The sequence below is a fragment of the Streptomyces sp. NPDC029292 genome (genome assembly GCF_055569295.1).
Genome location: NZ_JBVHXR010000025.1, coordinates 49,662 through 71,741, shown reverse-complemented (window position 1 = coordinate 71,741; position 22,080 = coordinate 49,662). Strand labels below are relative to the sequence as shown.

Sequence of the window (22,080 nt, the reverse complement as noted above, 5' to 3'; positions counted from 1 at the left end):
CAAGAGGGTCAAGGGCCCGGCTCGCGGAAGTACGGACGCTTCCGCTCAGAAAGTGCGACAGAGCATGGCGGCGACGCGGCACAGGTCTACTGCCCGCCGCTTCGTGAGATCCGCCTGTCGCTTCATGTGGTCGATCGTAGGGACGGACAGGCGGGCATGTCACCGGCGTGTCGGATCCTGAGACGCGATCGTCCGCAATGTGGGATGAGAACAGTCGTGAGGCCGTACCCGCCCGATTCCCGGGCGACTGCAGCCCTCATCACATCTCTCGAACAACTGCCCTACGGACGGGCTCGTCTCGCCCTTCGGACAGCCCGTCCTCCGGGATCCGCCCTGCCCGACCAGCAGGAACCGTCCTACCCGACCAGCTTGACGTCCGAACCCTTCACCGAGATGTCGACGCCGCTCTTGGCCGCCTCGACCTTGTCGAGCTGGATACCGCCGGGCAGTTCGTCGATCTTCTGCTGGAAGTCGGTGATCGCGCGGATCCGGCCCTCGGCGAGCTCGACGCCCAGCTTGGGCAGGGAGTCGGCGTGCACCTTCACCGTGTCGCCCGAGACGCTGACCGAGCTGAGCACGGAGACCGGCTGGGGCAGCTTGGTGCCGAGGACGGTCGCCTCGACCGTGAGCTTGATCTTGCCGTTGCCGCCGTCGGAGAGGCCGATCACCTGGGCGGTGACGCCGGTCGCGACCTGCGTGGGCTGGGCCTTGGCGGCCTTGAGCAGCTCGTCGTACGCGATGGAGGCGGTGCCGGTGGCGCTGTTGGCGGTGGCGGAGCTGTAGTCGCCGTTGAAGACGACGCCGTGCATCTCGGCGTTGAGGTCGTCGATGCGGATGGTGTCGGCGGCGGCGTTCGTGCCGCCCGTCGACGCCTCGTAGTCCTTGATGCCGATCTTCACGTCGTCGAGCTCGCCACCGGCGACCTGGGTGAGGAAGGGGAAGCCCTCGATGGACACGTCGGGGGTGCTGGACAGCCCCTCCGTGGTCTTGATCCTGTCCGCCGCCTTGTCCTCCGCGAACCCCACCGCGACCCGGTCCGCGATCACGAACAGGCCGCCCAGGATGACGACAACGATCAGGATTATTCGCAGTGCGCGCATGCTCGGTGTTTCCCCCACCTAGGCCGGCCCGGTCTCAACGACCCGAGTGGCCGTCGAGCGCGAGCGTAACCCTCCGGGACTTGCGGCCGGGGAAACCCGGGGAGTTGTCGATCACCTGTGACAGGGCAGCACCCCGCGCCGGTGTCGCCCGCCCGGGGCTGTAGCCCCCAGACCCCGGCTTCGGCCTGAACGGCCTCGTCCTCAAACTCCCCCACTCTCGGCTTCGCTCGAGCGGGGCGACCCCCACGACGGGCTGAATTCATCCGGCCCGCACTGAAGAGCGCAGCCCCCCAAGGGCTGGAGAATGCCCCCCGGCGCTGCTCAGCCCAGCGCCCGGCCCAGCAGATAGATCGCCGGAGCCGCCGCCGCCAGTGGAAGGGCCACGCCCGCGGTGAAGTGGACGAAACGGGACGGGTAGTCGTAGCTGGCGACCCGGTGGCCGATCAGCGCGCAGACGCCCGCTCCGAGGCCGAGGAAGGCGCCCTGCGTACCGAGGTCCGTGAGCCCGCCCACGGCGATTCCGGCGCCCGCGGCGGCCAGCAGCGCCACCACCACGGAGGCCGCGGTCGGCAGCGGCAGCGCGCGGGCGAGGATCGCCACGGCGACCGCGGCGGCGCCCACCGTGACGGCGTCCGGGTCGGCGGCGAGGTGTCCGGTCGCGACGATCGACAGCGCCGCCGAGGCGACGGTCGCCATCAGGCCGTACATCCGGGTGTCCGGGTCGGCATGGCTGCGCAGTTGCAGGACGAGGGTGAGCAGCACCCACACGCCGAGGGTGCCGAGGATCGCGGCGGGCGCGTTCTCCCGGCCCGTAGCGAGCAGCGCCACGTCGGCGGTCAGCGCACCGGCGAACGCCAGCGCGATGCCCTGCCGGGCGGGCCACATCCCGTTCAGCCGGAACCATCCGGCCGCGGTGACGGCCTGCAGCAGTACGAGGGGGACGACGAGGGCGTACTCCCCGACCGCCGCCGCACCGGACAGCAGCAGCCCGAGCACCGCGGTCAGCGCGGCGGGCTGCATCCCGGGCTCGATGATCGGCGACCGGCCCTCGGCGCGGGCGCGCTGGGCGTCGGTGACGCGGGCGTTGCCGGTGACGGTCGGGGGGCCGTAGCCGTAGCCCGGGGCGTCGTCCTCGGCCGGGGGGACGGGTGCTTCTGCCTGCGGTTGCGGGGCGTAGTCCCACCCCTGGGCCGCGGTGTCCTGCGGAAGCGGCTGGGCCGTGACGCCGTACCCGTACCCGTACCCGTGCGCCTGCTGCTGCCCGTACCCCTGCGCCTGCTGCTGCCCGTGTTCCTGCTGCTGCCCGTACCCCTGCTGCTGCGGCTCCGCGTATCCCCGAGGGGGCAGATACGCCGCGTCCGCGGCCGGCACGGGCTGCTGCGCCTGCGTCTGCCAGGTCTGCCCCTCCCACTGCTGGGTGTACTGCTGCTGCCACTCGGGCTGCTGCTGAGGCTGCTGCGGGGACTGTTGCTGGTGCTGCTGATACGGGTCGTACCCCTCGTACGGCGGCTCGTACTGGGGCTCATACGGCTGGTTGCTCATCGTCTCGCTCACCCTCCTGCGAACGGCGGGAGCACCTCGACCGTGCCGCCCTCGGCCAGCCGTACCGTCTCATGCCCGCGGGTCCCGACGGGGTCACCGTCGATGAGGAACGAGCATCGCCGCAGGACGCGGACGAGTTCGCCGGGGTGTCGCTCGCGGGCCGCGTCGAGCGCCTCGGCGAGCGTGCCGGCGTCGTACGGCTCCTCGGCGACACCGGCCGCGGCCTTGGCGGCGGCCCAGTAACGCACCGTGCCCTTTGCCATCTCGTCCCTCAATCAGTGTGGATACGTGACATCAGTGGATCCCGTACATCAGTGGATCCCGTGAACACCGTCAGGCTAGCCCGCGTGCGCGGCGGCCCATTCCCCGATGCGGGCCAGCAGCTCGTCGTCCGCCGCGTGCTCGGCGTGGCCCATCCCGTGCTCCATCCAGAGTTCGGCGTGCCCCCCGGAGGCGGCGGCCAGCATCCGGGGGTGGTCCACCGGGAAGTAGCCGTCCTGGTCGCCGTGGACGATCAGCAGCGGGGTGGGCGCGATGAGCGGGACCGACTCGACGGGAGAGGCCGGTACCGGGTCCCTCCCCCACTGCCTAGAGGGCGTGGGAGGTGCCCCCACGCGGTGGTGGATACGGGTGCGCAGGCCGATCCGCCCCACGAACCGGCCCTCCGGGCGGGTTACCAGCCAGTGCAGGCGCCGCATAGGGGCCGTACCCCGGTAGTACCAACGGGCCGGTGCGCTCACCGAAACCACGGCGTCCGTACGCGCCTCCGTGCGCCCCTCGTGCTCCTGCCCGGCCACCCGGTGCAGCGCCGCGTGCCGGAGCACCACCGAGCCACCCATCGAGAAGCCGACAGTGACCACCCGCGCGTGCCCGAGTTCACGCGCCCAGGCCACCGCGGCCGCGAGGTCGTGGACCTCCAGGTCGCCGACGGTGGAACGGCCGCCGGAGGCGCCGTGACCACGGAAGGAGAAGGTGACCACCGCCGCATGACGCGCGAAGACACCGGCCGCGCGGCGCACGTGCGGGCGGTCCAGATCGCCCGTGAAACCGTGCGCGACGACAATCACCAGGTCATCAGAAGGCCGCGTTCCAGGCTCGTACGCCGCATCGATCGTCACCCCGTCGACCGTGCGCAGAAACCTCCGCAAAGGGGCGCGCCGGGCCGTCTCAAGGGATGGACGAAGGGAAGATCCCATCTCGTGACCTGCCGGAACTGAGCTCATGTGGGCTATTCTGCTGGGCAGAGGACTCGGGCAGCGTAGCCCCCGGGTCCTTTTGTGCTTTCTGAAGCGTTGTATACGAAGCGGGAAACCGCAGGTGTACGAGGGCCACGAATGCATAGCGGTTCCCAGGGGCGCGGGAATCGCACGTACGAAGCAGTGCCGCAAACGTCCTCGCAGGGACCGAGGAGGAACCAGACGTTATGGGCGAGCGATCCGTGCACGACCGTAAGACGACCCAGGCAGGTGGGGCGCGATGAGTTCTCTGCTGCTCCTTACCAATGCCCTTCAGCCGTCGACGGAGGTGCTTCCCGCTCTCGGCCTGCTCCTGCACAACGTGCGAGTGGCTCCGGCGGAAGGCCCCGCTCTCGTCGACACCCCAGGTGCCGACGTCATTCTGATCGACGGACGCCGTGATCTCCCGCAGGTGCGCAGCCTGTGCCAGCTGCTGCGCTCCACGGGACCGGGCTGTCCGCTGATCCTCGTCGTGACGGAGGGCGGTCTCGCGGCCGTCACCGCCGACTGGGGCATCGACGACGTACTCCTGGACACCGCCGGTCCGGCCGAGGTCGAGGCGCGGCTGCGTCTCGCCATGGGCCGGCAGCAGATCGTCAACGACGACTCCCCCATGGAGATCCGCAACGGCGATCTCTCCGTGGACGAGGCGACGTACAGCGCGAAGCTCAAGGGCCGGGTCCTCGACCTGACCTTCAAGGAGTTCGAGCTCCTGAAGTACCTCGCGCAGCACCCGGGCCGCGTCTTCACCCGCGCCCAGCTGCTCCAGGAGGTCTGGGGCTACGACTACTTCGGTGGTACGCGGACGGTCGACGTGCACGTACGACGGCTGCGCGCGAAGCTCGGACCCGAGCACGAGTCGCTGATCGGGACCGTCCGGAACGTCGGTTATCGATTCGTTACGCCCGAGAAGGTGGACCGCGCCGCGGACGAGGCGAAGGCCAAGGCGGCCCAGCCAAAGCCGGATGATGCGGACGAGACGGCGCACCTGGACGCCACGGCCGCCGACGAGATCACGGCGGAGGCACCGGAAGCCGCCGTACGCCCTGCCCAGAGGTAGGTCCATCCGCGTAGACTCCGCGCGTGGCCAAGGTGACTAGGGATGATGTGGCGCGGCTGGCGGGTACTTCCACCGCCGTCGTCAGCTATGTCATCAACAACGGACCGAGGCCGGTTGCCCCGGCCACGCGCGAGCGCGTTCTCGCCGCGATCAAGGAACTGGGGTACCGGCCCGACCGGGTCGCCCAGGCCATGGCATCGCGGCGGACCGAGCTCATAGGCCTGATCGTGCCGGACGCACGCCAGCCCTTCTTCGGGGAGATGGCGCACGCGGTCGAACAGGCCGCCGCCGAGCGCGGAAAAATGGTGCTCGTCGGCAATTCCGACTACGTCGCCGAGCGCGAGGTCCACTATCTGCGGGCCTTCCTCGGCATGCGGGTCTCCGGGCTGATCCTCGTCAGCCACGCGCTGAACGACCACGCGGCCGCCGAGATCGACGCCTGGGACGCCCGTGTGGTGCTGCTGCACGAGCGCCCCGAGGCGATCGACGACGTCGCGGTCGTCACGGACGACATCGGCGGCGCCCAGCTCGCCACCCGCCACCTCCTCGAGCACGGGTACGAGTACGTCGCCTGTCTCGGCGGCATCGCGGAGACCCCCACCGTCGGCGACCCGGTCTCCGACCACGTCGAGGGCTGGCGGCGCGCGATGCAGGAGGCCGGGATCCCCACCGAGGGCCGGCTCTTCGAGGCGCCGTACAACCGCTACGACGCCTACCAGGTCGCCCTGCAGCTGCTGGCCGGGCCCGACCGCCCGCCGGCGATCTTCTGCTCCACCGACGACCAAGCGATCGGTCTGCTGCGGGCCGCCCGCGAGCTGCGCATCGACGTGCCGGGCGAACTGGCCGTGGCCGGCTTCGACGACGTCAAGGAAGCGGCCCTGACCGACCCTCCTCTGACAACGATCGCATCGGACCGCCCGGCGATGGCCCGCGCGGCCGTCGACCTCGTCCTCGACGACGGCCTGCGGGTCGCGGGGTCGCGGCGCGAGCGGCTGAAGCTGTTCCCGTCGCGGTTGGTGGTGCGGCGGTCCTGCGGCTGTGAGTGACCGGCCGCGGGTGTGCCTGTAGGCGTGCCCGCAGGTGTGCCGTAGGCGTGCCCGCAGGTGTAGTACGCCGACGCCCGAGCCCCTGATTTCCGGGGCTCGGGCGTCTTTATATCGGGCATACGAGCTTCTGTCGGGCTTCTCAGGGGGGACTCAGGGAGCTCTCATGATCGGGCGGGACTCTCTTTTACATGACCGAGAGCTTCCGCCGCAGCGGCGAGTACCCCCAGGGCGACAACGACCAGTCGGCACACCCCCTGCCGGTGGCCCCCCAGCAGCAGCACGCCTCTTCCCCCGTGAACCCCGAGTGGCCTGCCCCGCCGGCGTACGAGCCGGCCGCGCCGGTCGCCGTCGAGCCGGGTACCACCGTGTGGCCGGGCTCCGGTCAGGGCGGGAACGGCGGGTACGGCGGGTACGGCGGGTACGGCGGCGAGGGTCACGGCGGAGGTGCCTTCGCGGGCTACCCCGAGCCGGCCGCGGCCTCCACCGCGGTGCTCACCGCCGAGCCGATCCCCGGGGGAGCGGCTCCGGCTGCGGCTCCGAAGAAGCGCGCCAGGGGCACGCTCGCCCTGCTCGCCGCCGTCGCGATAGCGGCCGCGGTCGTGGGCGGCGGCACCGCGTACGCCTTCCAGGAGCTGACCGGCAAGGACACCGTCTCCTCCAGCAGCACCAGCACGAGCGTGGTGCCCTCCGCCAAGAAGGGCACCGTCGCCGGTGTCGCCCAGGCGGTCAGCCCGAGCATCGTCGAGATCAGCGCCACCTCGAACGCGGGCTCGTCCACCGGTTCCGGCGTGATCATCACGTCCGGCGGCGAGATCATCACCAACAACCACGTCGTCTCGGGTGCCTCCGAGATCAAGGTGCAGCTGAGCACCGGCAAGTCGTACACCGCGCAGGTCGTCGGCACCGACAGCAAGAAGGACCTCGCGCTCATCAAGCTGGAGAACGCGCCCTCCGGCCTCACGGTCGCCACGCTCGGCAACTCCGACGGCGTCCAGGTCGGCGACGACGTCGTCGCGATCGGCTCCCCCGAGGGCCTGACCGGCACCGTCACCAGCGGCATCGTCTCGGCCCTGAACCGTGACGTGACCGTCTCCACCGACGAGAGCCAGGGTTCGCAGCAACAGCAGGGCGACGGCAGCGGCCAGTGGCCGTTCTCCTTCGGCGGCCAGCAGTTCAACGGCGACACCGGTTCCTCGACGACGACGTACAAGGCGATCCAGACGGACGCCTCACTGAACCCCGGCAACTCCGGCGGCGCCCTCATCGACATGAACGGCAACATCATCGGCATCAACTCGGCGATGTACTCGGCCGCGGACTCCTCGTCCACCTCGTCGAGCGCGGGCAGCGTCGGTCTCGGCTTCGCCATCCCGATCAACACCGTCAAGTCCGACCTGGCCACACTGCGGGCCGGCGGCTCCGACAGCTGACACCTGGAGGTTGACATGATCACGCGCGTCTCCCACATCATCGCCGACAGCGACCCGGCCGGTTTCACCCTGGCCCTTGAAGTGGCGTACGAGCTGCACGCCCCGGCGACACGGGTGCCGGAGGTGGCGGTCCCGCAACTGATGGGTCTGCGTACGTCCGCCGCGCGCGCCCACCGCCGCAAGGTCCCGCTGCGTCGGCTCACCGCGCTCAGCGCGCTGCCGAGCTGAGCCGGTACTTCCCCCGGCCGATCCTCCGCCCCCGCCCGCAAACGTGCGAGGCTGAAGGCGTCAGCCCCACCGTCCCACCGCACCCGAGGAACTCCAGCCCATGAGCCCCGCCGAAGGCGACCGTGAACCCCAGCGCATCCTGATCGTCGACGACGAGCCGGCGGTGCGCGAAGCACTCCAGCGCAGCCTCGCCTTCGAGGGGTACGACACCCAGGTCGCCGTCGACGGCGCGGACGCGCTGGAGAAGGCGACCGTGTACCAGCCGGATCTGGTCGTCCTGGACATCCAGATGCCCCGCATGGACGGTCTGACGGCGGCCCGCCGGATGCGCGGCGCGGGCACGACCACGCCGATCCTGATGCTCACCGCCCGCGACACCGTGGGCGACCGGGTCACCGGCCTGGACGCCGGCGCCGACGACTACCTCGTCAAGCCCTTCGAGCTCGACGAACTCTTCGCCCGGGTCCGGGCCCTGCTGCGGCGCAGTTCCTACGCCGCAGCGGCGGTCGGCACGCAGGAGGACGACGCGCTCGTCTTCGGCGACCTCCGCATGGACCTGGCGACCCGCGAGGTCACGCGGGCCGGACGCCCCGTGGAGCTGACCCGCACGGAATTCACCCTCCTGGAGATGTTCCTGGCCCACCCGCGCCAGGTCCTCACCCGCGAGCAGATCCTCAAGGCGGTCTGGGGCTTCGACTTCGAGCCCTCCTCCAACTCCCTCGACGTGTACGTCATGTACCTGCGCCGCAAGACCGAGGCGGGCGGCGAGCCGCGCCTCGTCCACACGGTGCGGGGTGTGGGGTATGTGCTGCGGTCGGGTGGCGCGGAGTGATCCGCAGGTTCAGGTCACTCCCGCTGCGATCGCGACTGGCGTTGCTGGTGGCGGCGGCGGTGGCGTTTGCCGTGGCGGCTGTTTCGGTGACGTGCTGGTTCATCGTGCGGGGGAAGTTGTACGCCGAGGTCGACAACCAGTTGCAGTCACAGGCGACCCACCCGCAGGGCGGCAAACTCCTCGACACCATCAACAATTGCGGCCAGTCGTCCGACGAACCGTCGACGGATCAGGGCGGCTTCCGCGCGGGGACCGAGTACTACCTCCAGGTGGTCAAGGCGAACGGCGAGTCCTGCGTCGCCTCGATGTCACCCGGCCAGGTCAAGATCACCAGCAGTGACACCGACCTGGCCAAGAACCCGAACCGCGGCATCTTCCGCAATGGCACGGACACCAAGGGCAACCCCGTACGGGTACTGACGGTTCCCCTGATGATCAGCGAACCCGGCGGCGGCGCCCCGACGGTGGTCGACGATGCCGCGATCCAGTTCGCCTTCCCTCTCGAGGGAACCAACTCCACCCTCAACGAACTGGCCCTGCTCCTCCTCCTTGTCGGCGCCATTGGAGTGATCGGCGCCGGAGCCGCAGGCCTCGCCGTGGCCCGCGCGGGCCTGCGCCCCGTGGACGAGCTCACCGAAGCCGTGGAACACGTGGCCCGCACCGAGGACCTCACCGTCCGTATCCCGGTGGAGGGCGACGACGAGATCGCGCGCCTGTCCGAGTCCTTCAACTCGATGACCTCCGCGCTCGCGAACTCCCGCGAGCTGCAACAGCAACTCATCGCAGACGCGGGCCACGAACTCCGCACCCCCCTCACCTCTCTGCGCACGAACATCGAGCTCCTCACCCGCAGCGAGGAGACGGGCCGCCCGATCCCCCCGGCGGACCGCAAGGCCCTGCTGGCCTCCGTCACGGCACAGATGACCGAACTGGCGTCCCTGATCGGCGACTTGCAGACGCTGTCGCGGTCGGACGCGGGGACGCCGGCGGGCCGGGCGGAAGTGGTCGAGCTGCAGGAAACCGTCGAGGCGGCCCTGCGCCGTGCCCGGCTGCGTGGCCCGGAGCTGACGATCACGGCGGACCTCCAGCCCTGGTTCGTACAGGCGGAGCCCGCCACGCTGGAGCGGGCGATCGTGAACATCCTGGACAACGCGGTGAAGTTCAGCCCTGGGGGCGGCACGATCGACGTCATCCTCAAGGGCGGCGAGCTGACGGTCCGCGACCACGGCCCCGGCATCCCCAGCGAGGAACTCCCGCACGTCTTCGACCGCTTCTGGCGCTCCCCGTCGGCCCGTGCGCTGCCGGGCTCGGGCCTGGGCCTGTCGATAGTGGCGCGGACGGTGCAGCAGTCCGGCGGCGAGGTGTCCCTGCGCCCGGCGGCGGGCGGCGGCACGATCGCGACCGTACGCCTGCCGGGCGCACCGACGCCTCCGCCCGAGTTGCCGTAGGGCCGGAGATCCGGGGGCGTCGGCAAGGGCAGTTCAGTGCCCCGGGACCACCAGGTCGGCCCGCTCCCGGGGGCGGGTCACGGCCAGGTAGTGCTCCTCGGCCAGGCGCCAGCGGGTCTCCCAGTCGACCGGGCCGTGGTCGTGGCCGCGTTCACGGAGCCGGCGCAGGGACTCCTCGCGCGGGGTGTCGACGTAGACCACCAGGTCGTAGTAGTCGGCGAGTTCGGGCCGGGCGGTGTACACGCCCTCGACGACGACGATGCCGGAGCGGGGAACGGTGTGGACCTCGTCCGATGTCAGGGCCCCGGTCCCCCAGTCGTAGCGCCGGTGGGCGCCGTCGCGGCCGGCGGTGAGCGGGGCGAGCACCTCGTCCCGCAGCCGCTGCCAGTCGAAGTAACGGTGGTAGCCCTGCTCGGGGTTCAGCCGGGCGCGCTCCCCCGCGTCCATGGGACGGTAGAAGTCGTCTCCGTGCACGACCACGGCGCCGCACACCCCGGCAAGGGCGGCGGCCAGGGTCGATTTCCCGGAGCCTCCCATGCCGTCGAGGGCGACCAGGGCGAACCCCGCACGGCCGCGGGCGCCGGCTGCGGCGGCGATCCGCTCGGCACCGGTGGAGATCATCGTCATGACGGCATTCTGTCCGGGCGGCCACCGAGGGAGAAACAGCCTCAGGCGGGAAGTGGCCTCACACGAACGAGACGCCCGGTCGAAGACGAAGGATCACTGCCCGGGCGGCCCCATGAAGCCGTCGTAGGTCACTGGCCGGGCTCCAGTCCCTGTACCCGGTAGCGGATGTTGGACACCTCTTCGAGGAGCGCCTTGGCCTCAGCATGTCCGTCGCTACAAGTCGCTCTTGGCCTCCGCCAGAAACGACGCCCACGCCGTCGCCTCGAAGACGACCACCGGGCCGTCCGGGACCTTGCTGTCGCGGACAGGAACCAGGCCGACGTAGCCGTAGGCGACCTCGACGCAGTTCGTGTCGCCCCCGTCGCTGTAGGACGACTTGCGCCACACAGCCGTACCGAGGTCGAGGGTGCCTGTCTCGTCTCGCCGATGACATCGAAGCGGCTCAGCTGGATTCCGGGGAGCAGGTGCTCGCGGGAGCCAAGGCTGTGCTCGCCGATCCCAAGGCGGGTGAGCGAGCGGTCCGCTTCGCGCTCACCAGGGCGGCCGAGTCCCTGGAGGACGTACTCCGGGTCGCGGTCAGCCTGGGCGCACGCTGTTCCCGGGAACGGGGACAGCTACAAGGGGTGACCGCGCCGGCGTCGAGGTGAGGCGAGCCTGGTCGGGGCGCTCTCGCGCAAGGTCGGCGCGGTTCGGCGCGCGACCTTATCCGAGCCAGGTCACCCGTTGGATGTACACCCGCTTCCGGTAATCGATGATCTGATACCAGACCATGAGCGGTCCCATGGCGATCACGCGGAGGCCCTGCGGGTTGGTCACGCTCGCCCCGTCGCCCGGGTCCTGGCCCAGTGAAGCGAGGACGACCAGCTGCCTCGCGACCTCCTCAGCCGCCGCGCATCCTTCGGAGGACAGGTCGCCGACCACCCAGTCCGGCTCCGCCCCGTACTCCCAGGACCACTCCGGGTCGCGCGGCTCCTGGTCGTTCAAGCGTCGATCTCCCGCTCGGCCTCACGCAGAATCGCGTTGATCTCCGCCATCGCGGCGCGGAACGCGGCTTCGCCGACCGTGTCGTCCTGGGAGATCCGCTCGGCCTCGTGCAGGCGGGCCGCGCGCGCGGGATCCCGCTCGATCGCCACAAACACGCCCCAGCGTCGCAGGAACAGTCGAAGCGGAGCGGTGCTCCCGGTCTGGCTGGCCTGGTCGAAGGCCCGCCCGGCCTCCAGGTCGAACTGCGGCAGGTTCACGAGACTCACCCGCTTCACCGCCTCGCGCAGTGCGTCTCTCGTCAGGGGCGGCATCGGGGTGCTCGGCCCGTCCTGATGCACCGGCTGTGCGCTCATCCCTCGTCCCCTTCTCCTCCGCAGGTCAGGCTCAGTGTGCCCGCAGTCATCACCTGCCAGGGTAGCCGCGTACGACCACACCCGACCGGTCATCGGCGGGACCGGCCGGAGTAGACGCCCCGGACCGCCCCGGTCTTCTCCGCCGCGGCCCTGTAGACGTTGGCGAGCATGTCGGAGGCCCTGTCGAACTCCTCGTCGCTGACGTCACCGTCGGTCGCACCGCGGACGACCGTCCTGTGAGCCTGGAGCCGCTCGGCCTGCTGTTCAGCAGTCAGCTGCTCGACGAGCCGCCCCAGCGTCAGCCCCGGTCTTTGGCGACCCGGGCGAGGTGATCACGGGCTTTCTTGGACACCTGGATGGTGGTGCGCTGTGTCATGGGGAAACCATGCCTCGACCAGCGCCGACCGCGAGATGGCCTCACCCGAACGAGACGTCCTCGCACACGCCTCCGGTTTTGACCGCCGCCGCGAAGAGCGGCGTCCCGAAGTGTGCCCCTCCGCCGCAGCCCCCACCTCATTTCCTTCTCCTCACGGCAACCATTCCTTCACCAGTGGCAACAGGTCAACGACCCTCCCCTCCACAGCAATTGGACGGAACCGACTCGTGAGCGAGACCCACAGCCCCCACAGCAAGGCGCGGCACCGCAGACGCAAGACCGCACTTGTGGTCGGTGTTCCTCTGGCCCTCACCGCCGCCGGAGCCATGGCCTACGGCGCCGTCTTCGGCGTCTTCGGCGCGGACTCCCAGCCGAAGGCCTCCGCGGCGACCACCACACCGGCGTGGGCCACCGCCACCGCGGACGGCTTCGCCTCAGCTCGGCCGGGTCTACATCACCAACTCCTACATCACGGGCAACGTCGACTTCATCTTCGGCCGGGCGACGGTCGTGGTCGACAAGTCGGTCATCACCCTCAAGAAGCGCTGGAACGGCACCTCAGCGGGTTACGTCACCGCTCCGAGCACCCCCGCCGACCGCAAGGGCATCCTGATCAACAGCTCGGCGGTGAACGGCGACGTCTCCGCCGCCGGCTTCTACCTCGGCCGCAACTGGCACCCGAGCGGCAGCACGGCGGTCGACCCGCAGACCACCGTCCGCAACACCACCCTCAGCGCCGCGATCAAGTCCACCCCCTGGTCCGACATGGGCGGCTTCTCCTGGAAGGACGACCGCTTCGCCGAGTACAAGAACACCGGCGCGGGCTCCGGCGCCGCGAGCAGCGACCGCCCGCAGCTGACGGACGCCCAGGCCGCCGACCAGTCGGTCACGGCGTGGCTGGGCGACTGGACGCCGACCGCTTCCTGATCCTGTGGGGCCCTGTGGGGCCCTGTGCGGGGAGGCTGAGGGAAGCCGCTATCTCGCTCCCCAGCCTCCCCACATCCCTTTCCAAGCCCTCCCACAGTGCTCCGTTACACGTTGGAGCGATGGCGCGGAAGATCCTGCTGGCCGACGACGACGCGGACGTACGAGAGGGGCTCGGACGGCTGCTCAGGTTCGAGGGATACGAGACTGTTCTCGCCGGGGACGGGCGCGAGGCCCTCGATCTCGTGGGCGAGGCGGACGGGCGGCCCGACCTGGTGCTGATGGACGTGACCATGCCCGGTCTCGACGGACTGGCCGCGACCCGGCGGATACGGGCCTCCGGGTCCACCGTCCCCATCCTCATGATCACCGGCCGGGACGCCGTCGGCGACCGTATCGTCGCACTCGACAACGGCGCCGACGACTACCTGATGAAACCCTTCGCGAGCGAGGAACTCCTCGCTCGCGTACGGGCGTTGCTGCGCCGCAGCCCGCGCCCCGAGCGGGCGCCGGGCGCGCCCCGCCCCGGCGACCGACTCGCCTTCGAGGACATCGCCATGGATCTGCGGGCCCGCACGGTGACCCGCGACGGCGACCCGCTCGACCTCACCAGGACCGAGTTCGCCCTGCTGGAGCATCTGCTGCGGCACCCGGCCAAGGTCCTCAGCCGAGCCCAGATCCGCAAGGAGGTCTGGGGCTTCGACTTCGAGCCGGCGTCCAACACGCTCGACGTGTACGTGATGTATCTGCGCCGGAAGCTGGAGAGCCGCGGCGGACCGCGGCTCATCCACACCGTGCGCGGGCTGGGCTACACCTTGCGTACCGCCTGACCAGCAGCAGCGAAAGGGACCTCAAGTGGAAAAGGACCTCAGGAATCCAGCAGGGTTCCCGGCAGGTCGAACAGCTTGGTCTTCCCCGTGGCGAGGTCCACGCGGGTCACCGTCTTGTCGGCGTAGACGAGCCAGCCCGCCGACGTGTGGGTGAGGTCCGCGACCCCGGTGAGGCCCTTGACGCGGGCGCGGTGCAGCTCTTTGCCGGTGGTGGCATCGACCTCCACCAGCTCGGTGTCGTTGCCGATGGCCGCCGCGACCACGACGGAGGAGTCCGTCGCCGCCACCGCGTCGGCTCGGCCGCCGTCCACCGAGACCGCCGTCTCGGCGGCGCGGCGGGTGAGAGTGACCTTGACACCGGCGCCGGACTTGCCGGAGGCCGGGGAGCCGACGACGACCGGGCGGCCCGACGGACACACGAGATCGGTGACGGCCAGGCCGCTCGGGACAGCCACGGAGGTGATCTTCCCGTCGGTCAGGTTCGCGACGGAGACCTTGGTGCCACTCCCCGATCCGCTGCCCAGGCAGATCGTGTTCGAGGCCGGGTCGGATGCCGCCAGGCCGATGGTGCCGGGGACCTTCAGCTCACGCTTGGTGGTCCAGTCGGCCGGGTTGCGGACGAGCACACTGGACTCGGCGGAGCCGCTCGCCGACTTGGCGTCGGACAGCCCCGCGACCTCGGCGACCAGGGTCTTGCCCGGCAGGATCAGGCGCAGCCGCTCGCCGCCGGTCAGGCCGTCCAGGACGTGGTCCTTGCGGTTGATCTCGTACCGCCGGTCGGGCTTGCCGCCCTTGCGCGGGACCGTCAACATCCAGCGCCCGTCGGCGAGTCGGACGATGTGCGGACTGACCGAATCGTCGTCATCGGCCTGTTGGGGCACCACGGCCAGGCTCTGCGCGCGAGACTTGTCGGGGTTGATCCCGACAACCGTCACCAGACCGTCGACCTTGGCGAGCGCGAAGGTCGAGGAGCCCTTCCAGTCCTTGCCCAGATCCACCCCGCCCGGCCCCGAACAGGCCGTGGTCAGCGCGGCCGTCGTGCCGAGCGCGGCCAGGAGGAGGGCGGCTCGGGCCGCCGGACGGGTCAGCCGTGTGTGGTGTCTGTGGGTCTGCTGCATGAGTGTCTGGTGCTCGTGTGTCTGGTGCTCGTGTATCTGGTGCTCGTGTATCTGGTGCTGTGTCGTGAGGAAACGCATGGGGGGTGGCTCACCAGTCCTTCATGGCATCTGTGGGGGACATCCTCGCGGCCCTGCGCGCCGGGGCCAGCGAACCCATCGCCACCACCAGCACCGTCAGACCGAGGAGCAGCAGCAGGGTGCCCGCCGACGGCAGCGGCACCCAGCCCTTCACGTACGGCGCGAGCTCCGTGCTGCCGCGCATCGCGGCCGCGGCGCCGCCGGCGAGCAGTGCGCCGAGCACGGTGCCGATCACCGCGGCCACGGCACCGACCAGCGTCATTTCCGTCACCAGCATCGTCAGCACCGACCTGGTGCGGAAACCGACCGCCTTGAGGATGCCGATCTCCTGCGCCCGCTGCCGCGACAGCGCGCCGGTCACGGTGACCGCACCGACGAACGCCAGCACTCCGAGCACCCCGAGCAGCACCTGGCCGACCGTCTTGATCATCTCCAGGACCGCGGGCAGCGCGCTGAGCTGCTGCTGGAGCGTGACCGCCGGATAGCCCAGCTTCTGCACCGACTTCGTCACGGCCGGCACATCCGCCGCCGTCTTCGCGACCACGGTCAGCTGGTCGTAGCCGATCGTGGAGAGATAGCTCTTCTCCGGCTCGCCGGATCGCTGCGCCGCCCACTTGACGACGGTGGAGTCGGCGGCGTACGCGGCATCCGGGTTGTCCAGCTGCCAGGTCGGGTCGTACACCCCGACAAGGCGCGCGTGGCCGGAGACTCCGGTGCCCTCGCCCTGCCGTACGAAGCGGGTGGTCTCCGTCTCGATCTCCTTGCCCACCAGCTTGCTCAGGTCCACACCCTGGGAGGCGGCCGGGGCGACGATCTCACCCGGCCGCAGCGGAAAGAGCTTCGCGCGTACGGACTTGGTGATCGGCGGGGGCAGCGCGGGGCGGTAGGTCGTCGCGTACAGCAGTACGGTGTCCCCCGCCTTGGTCATGACCCCGAACGACACCTGCGCCCGGTGCTGCACCGACTCGACGTGCGGCAGCTTCGCGAGCCGGGCGGCCGTACGGTCCGTCAGCTGCGCGGTGTCCGGGCGGTCGGAAGGGCGGTCGACGGTGATGCTGCGGTTGGCGTTGCTCTCCTTGACGCCCGAGTCGGTGACCCCCTGCGCCCGGTCGGCGATCCCCAGCGCGCCGAGACAGACGGCGGCCGCGACCGAGACCAGCGCGACGAGGCCGACCAGGCGGCGGCGCAGGGCGCGGACGTTCGCCAGCGCCAGACTGAAGACGTTCATTCGGCGCTCTCCGTCTGCGTGTTGGCCCTGGCCCGCTCGGCCACGGGCTTCTCCACCGTCGCGGGCTTCTCCGCCGCGACCTGTGTGAACGTGCCCTTCTCCAGGCGGTGCACCACGTCCGCGAACTCCGACACCGAGGGGTTGTGCGTCACCAGGAGCACGGCCCGGCCCTCGTCGGCGAGTTCGCGGAACAGCCCGAGCAGCACGTCCTCGCTCTCCGTGTCGAGGTTTCCGGTCGGCTCGTCGGCGAGTACCGCGGGCGGGTCGTTGATCAGCGCCCGCGCCAGCGCCACCCGCTGCTGCTCACCGCCCGACAGTTCGCTGGGCAGATGGTCGGCGCGCTCCGCGAGCCCGACCCGCGCCAGCAACGCGCGGGCGCGTGCCTCACCCTCGGCGCGGCGGCCGGTGAACGGCAGGACGACATTGCGCAGCGCCGAGTGCTGCGGCAGCAGGTTGTACGACTGGAACACGAACCCGAGCCGGCCGCGGCGCAGATCCGCCAGCGCGCCGTCCGAGAGGCCCGCCGTGTCGACGGGATCCGCGCCGTCGGTGTCCGCGACGAACACCCGGCCGCTGTCCGGCGGCGTCAGCAGCCCGAGGATGTGCAGGAGCGTGGTCTTCCCGGAGCCCGAGTGGCCGACCAGGGCCGTGACCTCGCCTCCCCTCACGGTGAGGTCGACGCCGCGCAGGACGTCGACCCTCCTTCCGCGCAGGGTGTAGGACTTGCCCACACCTTCCGCACGCAGCAGCGCGTTCACCGAACTCTCGCTCACTTTCCGTTCCTCGGGGTCCCGGCCGGCAGCCATTCCATGGCGCCGTGCAATTGCCGGTCGAGCGTCCACACGCTCCAGGTGGTCTTCAGGTCGCAGGCGGTGTCCCCGCCGCCGACCTGGTACAGGTCCGGCAGGCCGGGGCAGCCCTTGTACGGCGTGATGCCTCGCCCGAGGGCTTCGCGCAGCGTCACGTCGAGTGCGCCGCCGCCGAGCGAGTATGCCCGTACGACGAGTGCGTACTGGTAGACGGAGGTGAACCGGTCCGGGTTCTGGGCCCACGGCTTGAGAGCCGCGGCGGTGATCCAGGACGGGATGCTCCGGCTCCGGTCGCTGTCGGCGAGGCCGACCGCGACGGTGGCCGCCGCCACCACCCGGTCCGGTGTGTCCAGGCTCCAGGTGCCGATCGTCGGGGCGCCGGCCGTGACCCCGGCGTCGACGCAGTTGAGGGTGGTGCGCTGCCACTGGGTGGCGTTCGCCTCGGTCACGGTGGCGGGCAGCACCTGCGGGTCGGCGCACAGCTGCCGCGCCTGTTCGCTGGTGCCGCCGCCGGCGGTGACCTTGCGCAGGGCGGCCCGGTTCAGCCGCTCGGCGCCTTCCTGGCCGGCGTCGGGGGACTTCTCCTCCCGCTCAAGTGCCGCCAGCAGTGCGGGATCCCGGCGCGACCAGCCGGCCAGGGCGCGCAGCCGTTGTACGAAGAGGGAGGCGTCCGGGTTGCCGATGTAGGCGTCGGGGTCCCGCACCGTCCCGTCGTCGAGCCGTTCGTCGTCGAGCCGCTTCAGCACCGGCGCGAACACGCTCTTCGGCGAACCGGCCGCCTTCAGCACATGGACCAGGCGGTAGAGCTGCTCGTACGGGAGCGTCTTCGCGCCGTCCCGGAGCACCGGTTCCCAGACCTGGCGGTTCACGGCGGGCCGCTTCCCCGCCGCCTCCTGGATCAGCACATAGCTGTAGGTGTCTTCGAGCCGGGTCGCCCTGGCGTCGGGCGTGAGGTCCGCGAAGTCGTCCGTACGCGGCGCCCCGATCCGGGTGAGGGCGGCGGGTACGGGCTCCTTCAGCAGCTGGAGCGAACGGGCCAGGGCGCCGCCCCGGTCCAGCGTCTTGGACTTCCCGGCCAGCGAACGCAGCCAGGCGACGGTGGTGGCCCGGTCCGCATCCGGGAGGTCCCGCAGGCGCCCGAGTGCGTCGAGCACTTCGAGGGCGGCCCAGGTGGCGCCGAGGTGTGCCGGGTCCCCGTCCTTGCCGAGGGCCGAGTCGACGTACCAGCCGCCCTTGGTGCGGGTCTTGTTCACGTCCACCGCGTCGCCCTTGCCCAGCGCTCCGTCGGCGCCGGCCCGCCGCAGCGGGATCAGCCAGTCACGGCCCCAGAGCGAGGAGGTCTCCAGCGCTTCCCGGCGCAGTGACGCGGCGTCCGCCGAGGTGATGCTCGTCTTCGGATCACGGCCCAGCTCGGAAAGCGTCCGCAGCGCGTAGGACTGCGCCGCGGGTCCGGCCGGCTCCTGGCGCAGGAAAGGGTGGTAGTAGTAGCCGTTCTGCTTACTGACGAGAAGCTCGAATTGCCGGGCTGCGGCGGATTCACGCCGCGCGGAATTCTCCGATGTGGATGATGTGGATGTGCATGACGTCATGAGGGCGGCACACATGGCCGCCCCGACAAACCGGGACGCCAGCTTTCCGCCGCGCGTCACCGAACCGAATTTCACCGAACGCCCCCGTGCGTCGTCCTTCGTCTTCACCGGTCGCACTCACACGAAAAGGCGCCACACCGCCGGGCCCTGACGGTGTGACACCTCTTCTCAGTTCACTCGCCGCGTCAGCTCAGCTCAGCCCGGACCGGCGGAACCGAGTGGAAGCGGAAGCGGATCAGGCGGCGCCCGCGTACGCGCACTTCTCGCTGACGTTGATCGCGCTGGTCACCCGAGCCGAACCGCAGCTCTTGGTCGACACGTAGGTGGTGGCACCGCCCGGCTTCATCTGGCCGTAGGTGTCGGAGATGTTGGCGTTGGTGTTCTTCCAGCGCACCTCACCCAGGGACCGGCTCTTCATCGTGAGCGTGGCCTCGGGGTTCTTGGAGATGGTGATGGAGACGCTGACGCCGTGAGCCTCCAGCAGGGCGCGGTTCTGGATCCACTGCGCCTTGCGCGGATTGGTACCGGACATCTTCGTGGACGCCTTCCAGTCACAGGCGGTCACGTAGAAGCCACAGTGCCAGGCGTTGATCGAGATCTTGTTGCCGCCCGGCAGACCCACCGAAGTGGAGGCCGAGGTGGCGTGGGCCGGCGCCGCCGCCATCACGAGGGCCCCGGCCGCGAAAGCGGCGGCAGCCCCGGACATCAGGCGCATACGTATGCCCTTGTTCATTCGATTGTCTCCCCGTTCGAGATACCAAAAACGGCTCCCTGGTCAAGGAACCGGAACCGCGTCGCACCTGAATCCCCCAGGCGTCATTCGCGGTCCCCAATTGATACCTGGCTTGAATCGCGTGGCGCAATCTGGCAGGTCACCGTCAAGCATGCGCTTCATCACACCCGGGAAGTGGAACCCGATGGCTGAAAACTGCATCAGGGGCTCGCGGACCCCGACGCCCGGCTTCGTCCGCATTCACCGGGCGTGCCGACGAAATTACTCCCGGCACGCGGTCTTCACACAGAAACGGTGATTCCTTTACCCGGGGAAGCGAGCCGTGCGTACACCCCGTCCCGCGCCATCAGCTCATCGTGCCGGCCGGCCTCCACCAGCCGTCCGCCGTCCACGACCAGGATGCGGTCCGCGTCGGGCGCCAGCGACAGATCGTGCGTGATCATGACGGTCGTACGGCCCGCCATAAGCCGGCGCAGCGGCTGCACCACGCGGCGCGCGGCGACCGAGTCGAGACCGGCGGTGGGTTCGTCGAGGACGAGGACGGGGGCGCCGCGCAGCATGGCGCGGGCGATGGCGATGCGCTGAAGCTGGCCACCGGAGAGCGTGGCCGTGCCGGGCGCGATCTCGGTGTCGTACCCGTCGGGCAGCGCGCTGATGAAGTCGTGGGCGACGGCGTCGGTCGCGGCGCGCCGGATCTCGTCCTCCGTCGCCCCCGGCCGTCCGCACTCGATGTTCTCGCGGATCGTGCCGCGCAGGATGAGGGTCTCCTGGGGCAGCAGCGCGACGTTCTCGCGCAGGAACTCCAGGGGTACGTCGGTCAGCGGGACGCCGTCGAGGCAGATCACGCCGGACGTGGGGTCGTAGAAGCGGGTCAGGAGCTTGGAGAGGGTGGACTTTCCGGCGCCGCTGGGCCCGGTGACGATGACGAGTTCGCCGGGTCCGGCCGCGAACGTCACATCGTGCAGGGTGTCGCGCTCGGCGCCCGGGTAGCGGAACGAGGTGCCGTGGAAGCTGACCCAGCCGCGTACGGGCCATTCCCGGACCGGGTCGGCGGGGTCGGTGACGGCGGGCTCGGTGTCCAGGATCTCCTGGAGCCGCTCGGCGCCGGCGGTGGCGGCGGTGAGGGTGAGACCGAGCTGGCCGAGGTTGCGGATCGGCGGGTAGAGGTAGCCGAGGAAGGCGGCGAAGGCGAGCAACTGGCCCAAGGACATCCGCCCTTGAGAGATCTCCCAGGCGCCGAGGCCGATCACCGCGAGCACGCACAGCGTCTCGACGACCTCGACGAACTGCTCGTACATCTCGCTCGCCCGCGCCCCGCGCACGGACGCCCGCATCCAGGCGCGCGCCTCCTTCTCCAGCCGCTTCTCCTCGGCGCGGCGGCGGTTGTACGCCTGCGTCAGCACCACATTGCCGAGCGACTCCTCGACGACCGAGGTGATCGCCCCGTCGGCGGCCCGCTCCTCCTGGGAGGCGGTCTTGATCCGTCCGGAGAAACGCCGGGCGGCGACGAGGAAGAGGGGAGCGAGGACGAAGGTGACCAGGGCCAGGTCCCAACGCAGCCAGAGCGCTGCGGCCGCGTAGAAGACGGCCGAGAAGGCGGCGGAGACGGTGCCGACGACCCCCGACACGACCATCTGCTCGATGGCCTCGACATCACCGGTGAGGCGTTCGACCAGATCGCCCTGGCGGTGCTTCTGAAAGAAATCGGGCGGCAGATCCTGAACGTGACGGAACACACCCGCGCGCAGCCGGAGTACGAATCTCTCGGCGGTCCACACGGCGAGCGAATTGCCGAGATAGCCGACGATCGCACCGAGTACGGCGACCCCGAGCCAGGCTCCGGCGGGCCCCCAGAAAGCGGAGAGCGAGCCCGCCTTCAACGCGTGGTCGGTCAGCTCCGCGAAGAGCAGGATCGACGCAGTCTCGGCGAGTGCGGCCACGACCACACACCCGATGATCAGCACCAGCCACTTGCGATCGCCGCGCGTCAGCGGCCAGAAGCGCGCGAACGCCTCCCGGACTTCCCGCATGTCGGCTCAACTCCCTTTTCCGGTCCAGAACATGGCCGAGGCGGGGCCACCGGAACAATTCCGGGGCCCCGCCTCGTGACGGCTACTAGCGGCCCTGACGGCTCACCGGGCGCTGCTTCGGAGCGGCGGGCTTCTTCGCGACGGGCTTCTTCGGGGCCTTGCCAGCGCACTTGTCGGCGGGCTTGTTCTGCTTCTTGACCGGGGCGATCTTGTGGAAGCTCATGAGTGTCCCTCTCTCTGCTGCGGTAGGTCTGCTGGTTACTTGTTGCCGACGGGGCGGCGGGGGGCAGCCTTCTTCGGCGCCGGCTTGGCGACCGTGTGCGCCTTCTTCGGAGCAGGCGCGGCCTTGCGGTGCTTCTTGACCGGGGCGACCTTGTGGAAGCTCATGGGGTTCTCCTTCTTCCCAGTGGGTGAATTCCCTTTGCCGTTTGCGTCGTTCGCTTTCGACATGGAAAACACTACGGGACCCAGGACCCCGAA

The 22,080-nt window shown here is 70.3% G+C and carries 24 protein-coding genes and 2 pseudogenes; 9 read left to right on the top strand and 17 right to left on the bottom strand.

Annotation, left to right across the window (positions count from 1 at the left end; translation table 11 throughout):
- Positions 1–45: 45 nt before the first annotated feature.
- The 5 genes from ACZ4WS_RS40035 to ACZ4WS_RS40015 form a co-directional block, all read right to left on the bottom strand.
- Positions 46–126: a putative leader peptide gene (locus tag ACZ4WS_RS40035; RefSeq protein ID WP_350310325.1), complete on the bottom strand. Its 81-nt coding sequence runs from the start codon at positions 124–126 to the stop codon at positions 46–48.
- Between the two features lie 230 nt (positions 127–356).
- The gene (locus ACZ4WS_RS40030; RefSeq protein ID WP_467988064.1) at positions 357–1,100 is read right to left on the bottom strand and encodes an LmeA family phospholipid-binding protein; all 744 of its coding nucleotides are present in this window, start codon (positions 1,098–1,100) and stop codon (positions 357–359) included.
- A 321-nt stretch (positions 1,101–1,421) separates the two neighbouring features.
- Positions 1,422–2,642, bottom strand: coding sequence for a hypothetical protein (locus ACZ4WS_RS40025; RefSeq protein WP_467988063.1), 1,221 nt, complete (start codon positions 2,640–2,642; stop codon positions 1,422–1,424).
- Between the two features lie 8 nt (positions 2,643–2,650).
- A complete protein-coding gene (locus ACZ4WS_RS40020) occupies positions 2,651–2,905 on the bottom strand; it encodes a MoaD/ThiS family protein (RefSeq protein ID WP_362067333.1) in 255 nt (84 codons plus the stop codon).
- A 75-nt stretch (positions 2,906–2,980) separates the two neighbouring features.
- Complete coding sequence (locus ACZ4WS_RS40015; RefSeq protein ID WP_467988061.1) at positions 2,981–3,865, bottom strand: alpha/beta hydrolase; 885 nt, start codon at positions 3,863–3,865, stop codon at positions 2,981–2,983.
- A 253-nt stretch (positions 3,866–4,118) separates the two neighbouring features.
- Between ACZ4WS_RS40015 and ACZ4WS_RS40010 the strand changes: the two genes are divergently transcribed.
- From ACZ4WS_RS40010 to ACZ4WS_RS39985, 6 genes are all read left to right on the top strand, one after another.
- Positions 4,119–4,937, top strand: a complete 819-nt coding sequence (locus ACZ4WS_RS40010; RefSeq protein ID WP_467988060.1) for a winged helix-turn-helix transcriptional regulator — start codon at positions 4,119–4,121, stop codon at positions 4,935–4,937.
- Positions 4,938–4,960: 23 nt separating this feature from the next.
- A complete protein-coding gene (locus ACZ4WS_RS40005) occupies positions 4,961–5,983 on the top strand; it encodes a LacI family DNA-binding transcriptional regulator (protein ID WP_467988059.1) in 1,023 nt (340 codons plus the stop codon).
- A 188-nt stretch (positions 5,984–6,171) separates the two neighbouring features.
- On the top strand, positions 6,172–7,413 hold the full coding sequence (locus tag ACZ4WS_RS40000) for a S1C family serine protease (protein WP_467988057.1): 1,242 nt from the start codon (positions 6,172–6,174) through the stop codon (positions 7,411–7,413).
- A gap of 15 nt (positions 7,414–7,428) precedes the next feature.
- Positions 7,429–7,641, top strand: a complete 213-nt coding sequence (locus ACZ4WS_RS39995; protein WP_467988056.1) for a hypothetical protein — start codon at positions 7,429–7,431, stop codon at positions 7,639–7,641.
- A 100-nt stretch (positions 7,642–7,741) separates the two neighbouring features.
- On the top strand, positions 7,742–8,473 hold the full coding sequence (locus ACZ4WS_RS39990) for a response regulator transcription factor (RefSeq protein WP_467988055.1): 732 nt from the start codon (positions 7,742–7,744) through the stop codon (positions 8,471–8,473).
- Positions 8,470–9,921: a HAMP domain-containing sensor histidine kinase gene (locus ACZ4WS_RS39985; protein ID WP_467988053.1), complete on the top strand. Its 1,452-nt coding sequence runs from the start codon at positions 8,470–8,472 to the stop codon at positions 9,919–9,921. Before ACZ4WS_RS39990 ends, ACZ4WS_RS39985 begins: the two co-directional genes overlap by 4 nt.
- Positions 9,922–9,954: 33 nt before the next feature.
- Here the strand turns inward: ACZ4WS_RS39985 and ACZ4WS_RS39980 are convergent, their stop codons facing one another.
- Both ACZ4WS_RS39980 and ACZ4WS_RS39975 read right to left on the bottom strand, forming a co-directional pair.
- Complete coding sequence (locus ACZ4WS_RS39980; RefSeq protein ID WP_467988052.1) at positions 9,955–10,548, bottom strand: uridine kinase family protein; 594 nt, start codon at positions 10,546–10,548, stop codon at positions 9,955–9,957.
- A 213-nt stretch (positions 10,549–10,761) separates the two neighbouring features.
- Positions 10,762–10,935 (bottom strand): DUF397 domain-containing protein, encoded by a 174-nt coding sequence (locus ACZ4WS_RS39975; RefSeq protein WP_467988051.1) that lies wholly within the window; start codon positions 10,933–10,935, stop codon positions 10,762–10,764.
- Positions 10,936–10,952: 17 nt separating this feature from the next.
- On the opposite strand from ACZ4WS_RS39975, the pseudogene ACZ4WS_RS39970 reads away from it, so the two are divergent.
- Positions 10,953–11,195 (top strand): annotated as a pseudogene (locus ACZ4WS_RS39970) (hypothetical protein); the annotation flags it as partial.
- A 55-nt stretch (positions 11,196–11,250) separates the two neighbouring features.
- Here the strand turns inward: ACZ4WS_RS39970 and ACZ4WS_RS39965 are convergent.
- Positions 11,251–11,532: a hypothetical protein gene (locus ACZ4WS_RS39965; protein ID WP_467988049.1), complete on the bottom strand. Its 282-nt coding sequence runs from the start codon at positions 11,530–11,532 to the stop codon at positions 11,251–11,253.
- Positions 11,529–11,885, bottom strand: coding sequence for a hypothetical protein (locus tag ACZ4WS_RS39960; protein ID WP_467988048.1), 357 nt, complete (start codon positions 11,883–11,885; stop codon positions 11,529–11,531). Before ACZ4WS_RS39960 ends, ACZ4WS_RS39965 begins: the two co-directional genes overlap by 4 nt.
- A gap of 802 nt (positions 11,886–12,687) precedes the next feature.
- On the opposite strand from ACZ4WS_RS39960, the pseudogene ACZ4WS_RS39955 reads away from it, so the two are divergent.
- Together ACZ4WS_RS39955 and ACZ4WS_RS39950 are read left to right on the top strand one after the other, a co-directional pair.
- Positions 12,688–13,188 (top strand): annotated as a pseudogene (locus ACZ4WS_RS39955) (pectinesterase family protein); the annotation flags it as partial.
- A gap of 119 nt (positions 13,189–13,307) precedes the next feature.
- Entirely contained in the window at positions 13,308–14,015 is a 708-nt protein-coding gene (locus ACZ4WS_RS39950; RefSeq protein ID WP_467988047.1) for a response regulator transcription factor, read from the top strand.
- A 38-nt stretch (positions 14,016–14,053) separates the two neighbouring features.
- On the opposite strand, the gene ACZ4WS_RS39945 is transcribed toward ACZ4WS_RS39950, so the two are convergent.
- The 8 genes from ACZ4WS_RS39945 to ACZ4WS_RS39910 all read right to left on the bottom strand — a co-directional run bounded on the left by ACZ4WS_RS39945 (position 14,054) and on the right by ACZ4WS_RS39910 (position 21,987).
- The gene (locus ACZ4WS_RS39945; protein ID WP_467988046.1) at positions 14,054–15,133 is read right to left on the bottom strand and encodes a hypothetical protein; all 1,080 of its coding nucleotides are present in this window, start codon (positions 15,131–15,133) and stop codon (positions 14,054–14,056) included.
- A gap of 88 nt (positions 15,134–15,221) precedes the next feature.
- The gene (locus tag ACZ4WS_RS39940; RefSeq protein WP_467988044.1) at positions 15,222–16,439 is read right to left on the bottom strand and encodes an ABC transporter permease; all 1,218 of its coding nucleotides are present in this window, start codon (positions 16,437–16,439) and stop codon (positions 15,222–15,224) included.
- Positions 16,436–17,197 carry an ABC transporter ATP-binding protein gene (locus ACZ4WS_RS39935; RefSeq protein ID WP_467988125.1) on the bottom strand — a complete coding sequence of 254 codons (762 nt, stop codon included), beginning with the start codon at positions 17,195–17,197 and terminating at the stop codon, positions 16,436–16,438. The genes ACZ4WS_RS39940 and ACZ4WS_RS39935 overlap by 4 nt, the downstream gene beginning before the upstream one ends.
- A gap of 11 nt (positions 17,198–17,208) precedes the next feature.
- Positions 17,209–18,837, bottom strand: a complete 1,629-nt coding sequence (locus ACZ4WS_RS39930) for a hypothetical protein (RefSeq protein WP_467988043.1) — start codon at positions 18,835–18,837, stop codon at positions 17,209–17,211.
- Between the two features lie 235 nt (positions 18,838–19,072).
- Positions 19,073–19,570 (bottom strand): hypothetical protein, encoded by a 498-nt coding sequence (locus ACZ4WS_RS39925; protein WP_467988041.1) that lies wholly within the window; start codon positions 19,568–19,570, stop codon positions 19,073–19,075.
- Positions 19,571–19,851: 281 nt separating this feature from the next.
- Positions 19,852–21,600, bottom strand: a complete 1,749-nt coding sequence (locus ACZ4WS_RS39920) for an ABC transporter ATP-binding protein (RefSeq protein ID WP_467988040.1) — start codon at positions 21,598–21,600, stop codon at positions 19,852–19,854.
- A gap of 85 nt (positions 21,601–21,685) precedes the next feature.
- Positions 21,686–21,823: a hypothetical protein gene (locus ACZ4WS_RS39915; RefSeq protein ID WP_467988039.1), complete on the bottom strand. Its 138-nt coding sequence runs from the start codon at positions 21,821–21,823 to the stop codon at positions 21,686–21,688.
- Between the two features lie 35 nt (positions 21,824–21,858).
- Positions 21,859–21,987, bottom strand: coding sequence for a hypothetical protein (locus ACZ4WS_RS39910; protein ID WP_467988038.1), 129 nt, complete (start codon positions 21,985–21,987; stop codon positions 21,859–21,861).
- Between the last annotated feature and the right edge of the window lie 93 nt (positions 21,988–22,080).

Coding starts and splice junctions, on each gene's coding strand:
- ACZ4WS_RS39945 (WP_467988046.1), bottom strand. CDS start 15,133: ATGCAGCAGACCCACAGACACCACACACGGCTGACCCGTCCGGCGGCC.
- ACZ4WS_RS39990 (WP_467988055.1), top strand. CDS start 7,742: ATGAGCCCCGCCGAAGGCGACCGTGAACCCCAGCGCATCCTGATCGTC.
- ACZ4WS_RS40025 (WP_467988063.1), bottom strand. CDS start 2,642: ATGAGCAACCAGCCGTATGAGCCCCAGTACGAGCCGCCGTACGAGGGG.
- ACZ4WS_RS39930 (WP_467988043.1), bottom strand. CDS start 18,837: ATGACGTCATGCACATCCACATCATCCACATCGGAGAATTCCGCGCGG.
- ACZ4WS_RS40020 (WP_362067333.1), bottom strand. CDS start 2,905: ATGGCAAAGGGCACGGTGCGTTACTGGGCCGCCGCCAAGGCCGCGGCC.
- ACZ4WS_RS40010 (WP_467988060.1), top strand. CDS start 4,119: ATGAGTTCTCTGCTGCTCCTTACCAATGCCCTTCAGCCGTCGACGGAG.
- ACZ4WS_RS39920 (WP_467988040.1), bottom strand. CDS start 21,600: ATGCGGGAAGTCCGGGAGGCGTTCGCGCGCTTCTGGCCGCTGACGCGC.
- ACZ4WS_RS40030 (WP_467988064.1), bottom strand. CDS start 1,100: ATGCGCGCACTGCGAATAATCCTGATCGTTGTCGTCATCCTGGGCGGC.
- ACZ4WS_RS39910 (WP_467988038.1), bottom strand. CDS start 21,987: ATGAGCTTCCACAAGGTCGCCCCGGTCAAGAAGCACCGCAAGGCCGCG.
- ACZ4WS_RS39915 (WP_467988039.1), bottom strand. CDS start 21,823: ATGAGCTTCCACAAGATCGCCCCGGTCAAGAAGCAGAACAAGCCCGCC.
- ACZ4WS_RS39995 (WP_467988056.1), top strand. CDS start 7,429: ATGATCACGCGCGTCTCCCACATCATCGCCGACAGCGACCCGGCCGGT.
- ACZ4WS_RS40035 (WP_350310325.1), bottom strand. CDS start 126: ATGAAGCGACAGGCGGATCTCACGAAGCGGCGGGCAGTAGACCTGTGC.
- ACZ4WS_RS39960 (WP_467988048.1), bottom strand. CDS start 11,885: ATGAGCGCACAGCCGGTGCATCAGGACGGGCCGAGCACCCCGATGCCG.
- ACZ4WS_RS39940 (WP_467988044.1), bottom strand. CDS start 16,439: ATGAACGTCTTCAGTCTGGCGCTGGCGAACGTCCGCGCCCTGCGCCGC.
- ACZ4WS_RS40015 (WP_467988061.1), bottom strand. CDS start 3,865: ATGAGCTCAGTTCCGGCAGGTCACGAGATGGGATCTTCCCTTCGTCCA.
- ACZ4WS_RS39950 (WP_467988047.1), top strand. CDS start 13,308: ATGGCGCGGAAGATCCTGCTGGCCGACGACGACGCGGACGTACGAGAG.
- ACZ4WS_RS39980 (WP_467988052.1), bottom strand. CDS start 10,548: ATGACGATGATCTCCACCGGTGCCGAGCGGATCGCCGCCGCAGCCGGC.
- ACZ4WS_RS39925 (WP_467988041.1), bottom strand. CDS start 19,570: ATGAACAAGGGCATACGTATGCGCCTGATGTCCGGGGCTGCCGCCGCT.
- ACZ4WS_RS40000 (WP_467988057.1), top strand. CDS start 6,172: ATGACCGAGAGCTTCCGCCGCAGCGGCGAGTACCCCCAGGGCGACAAC.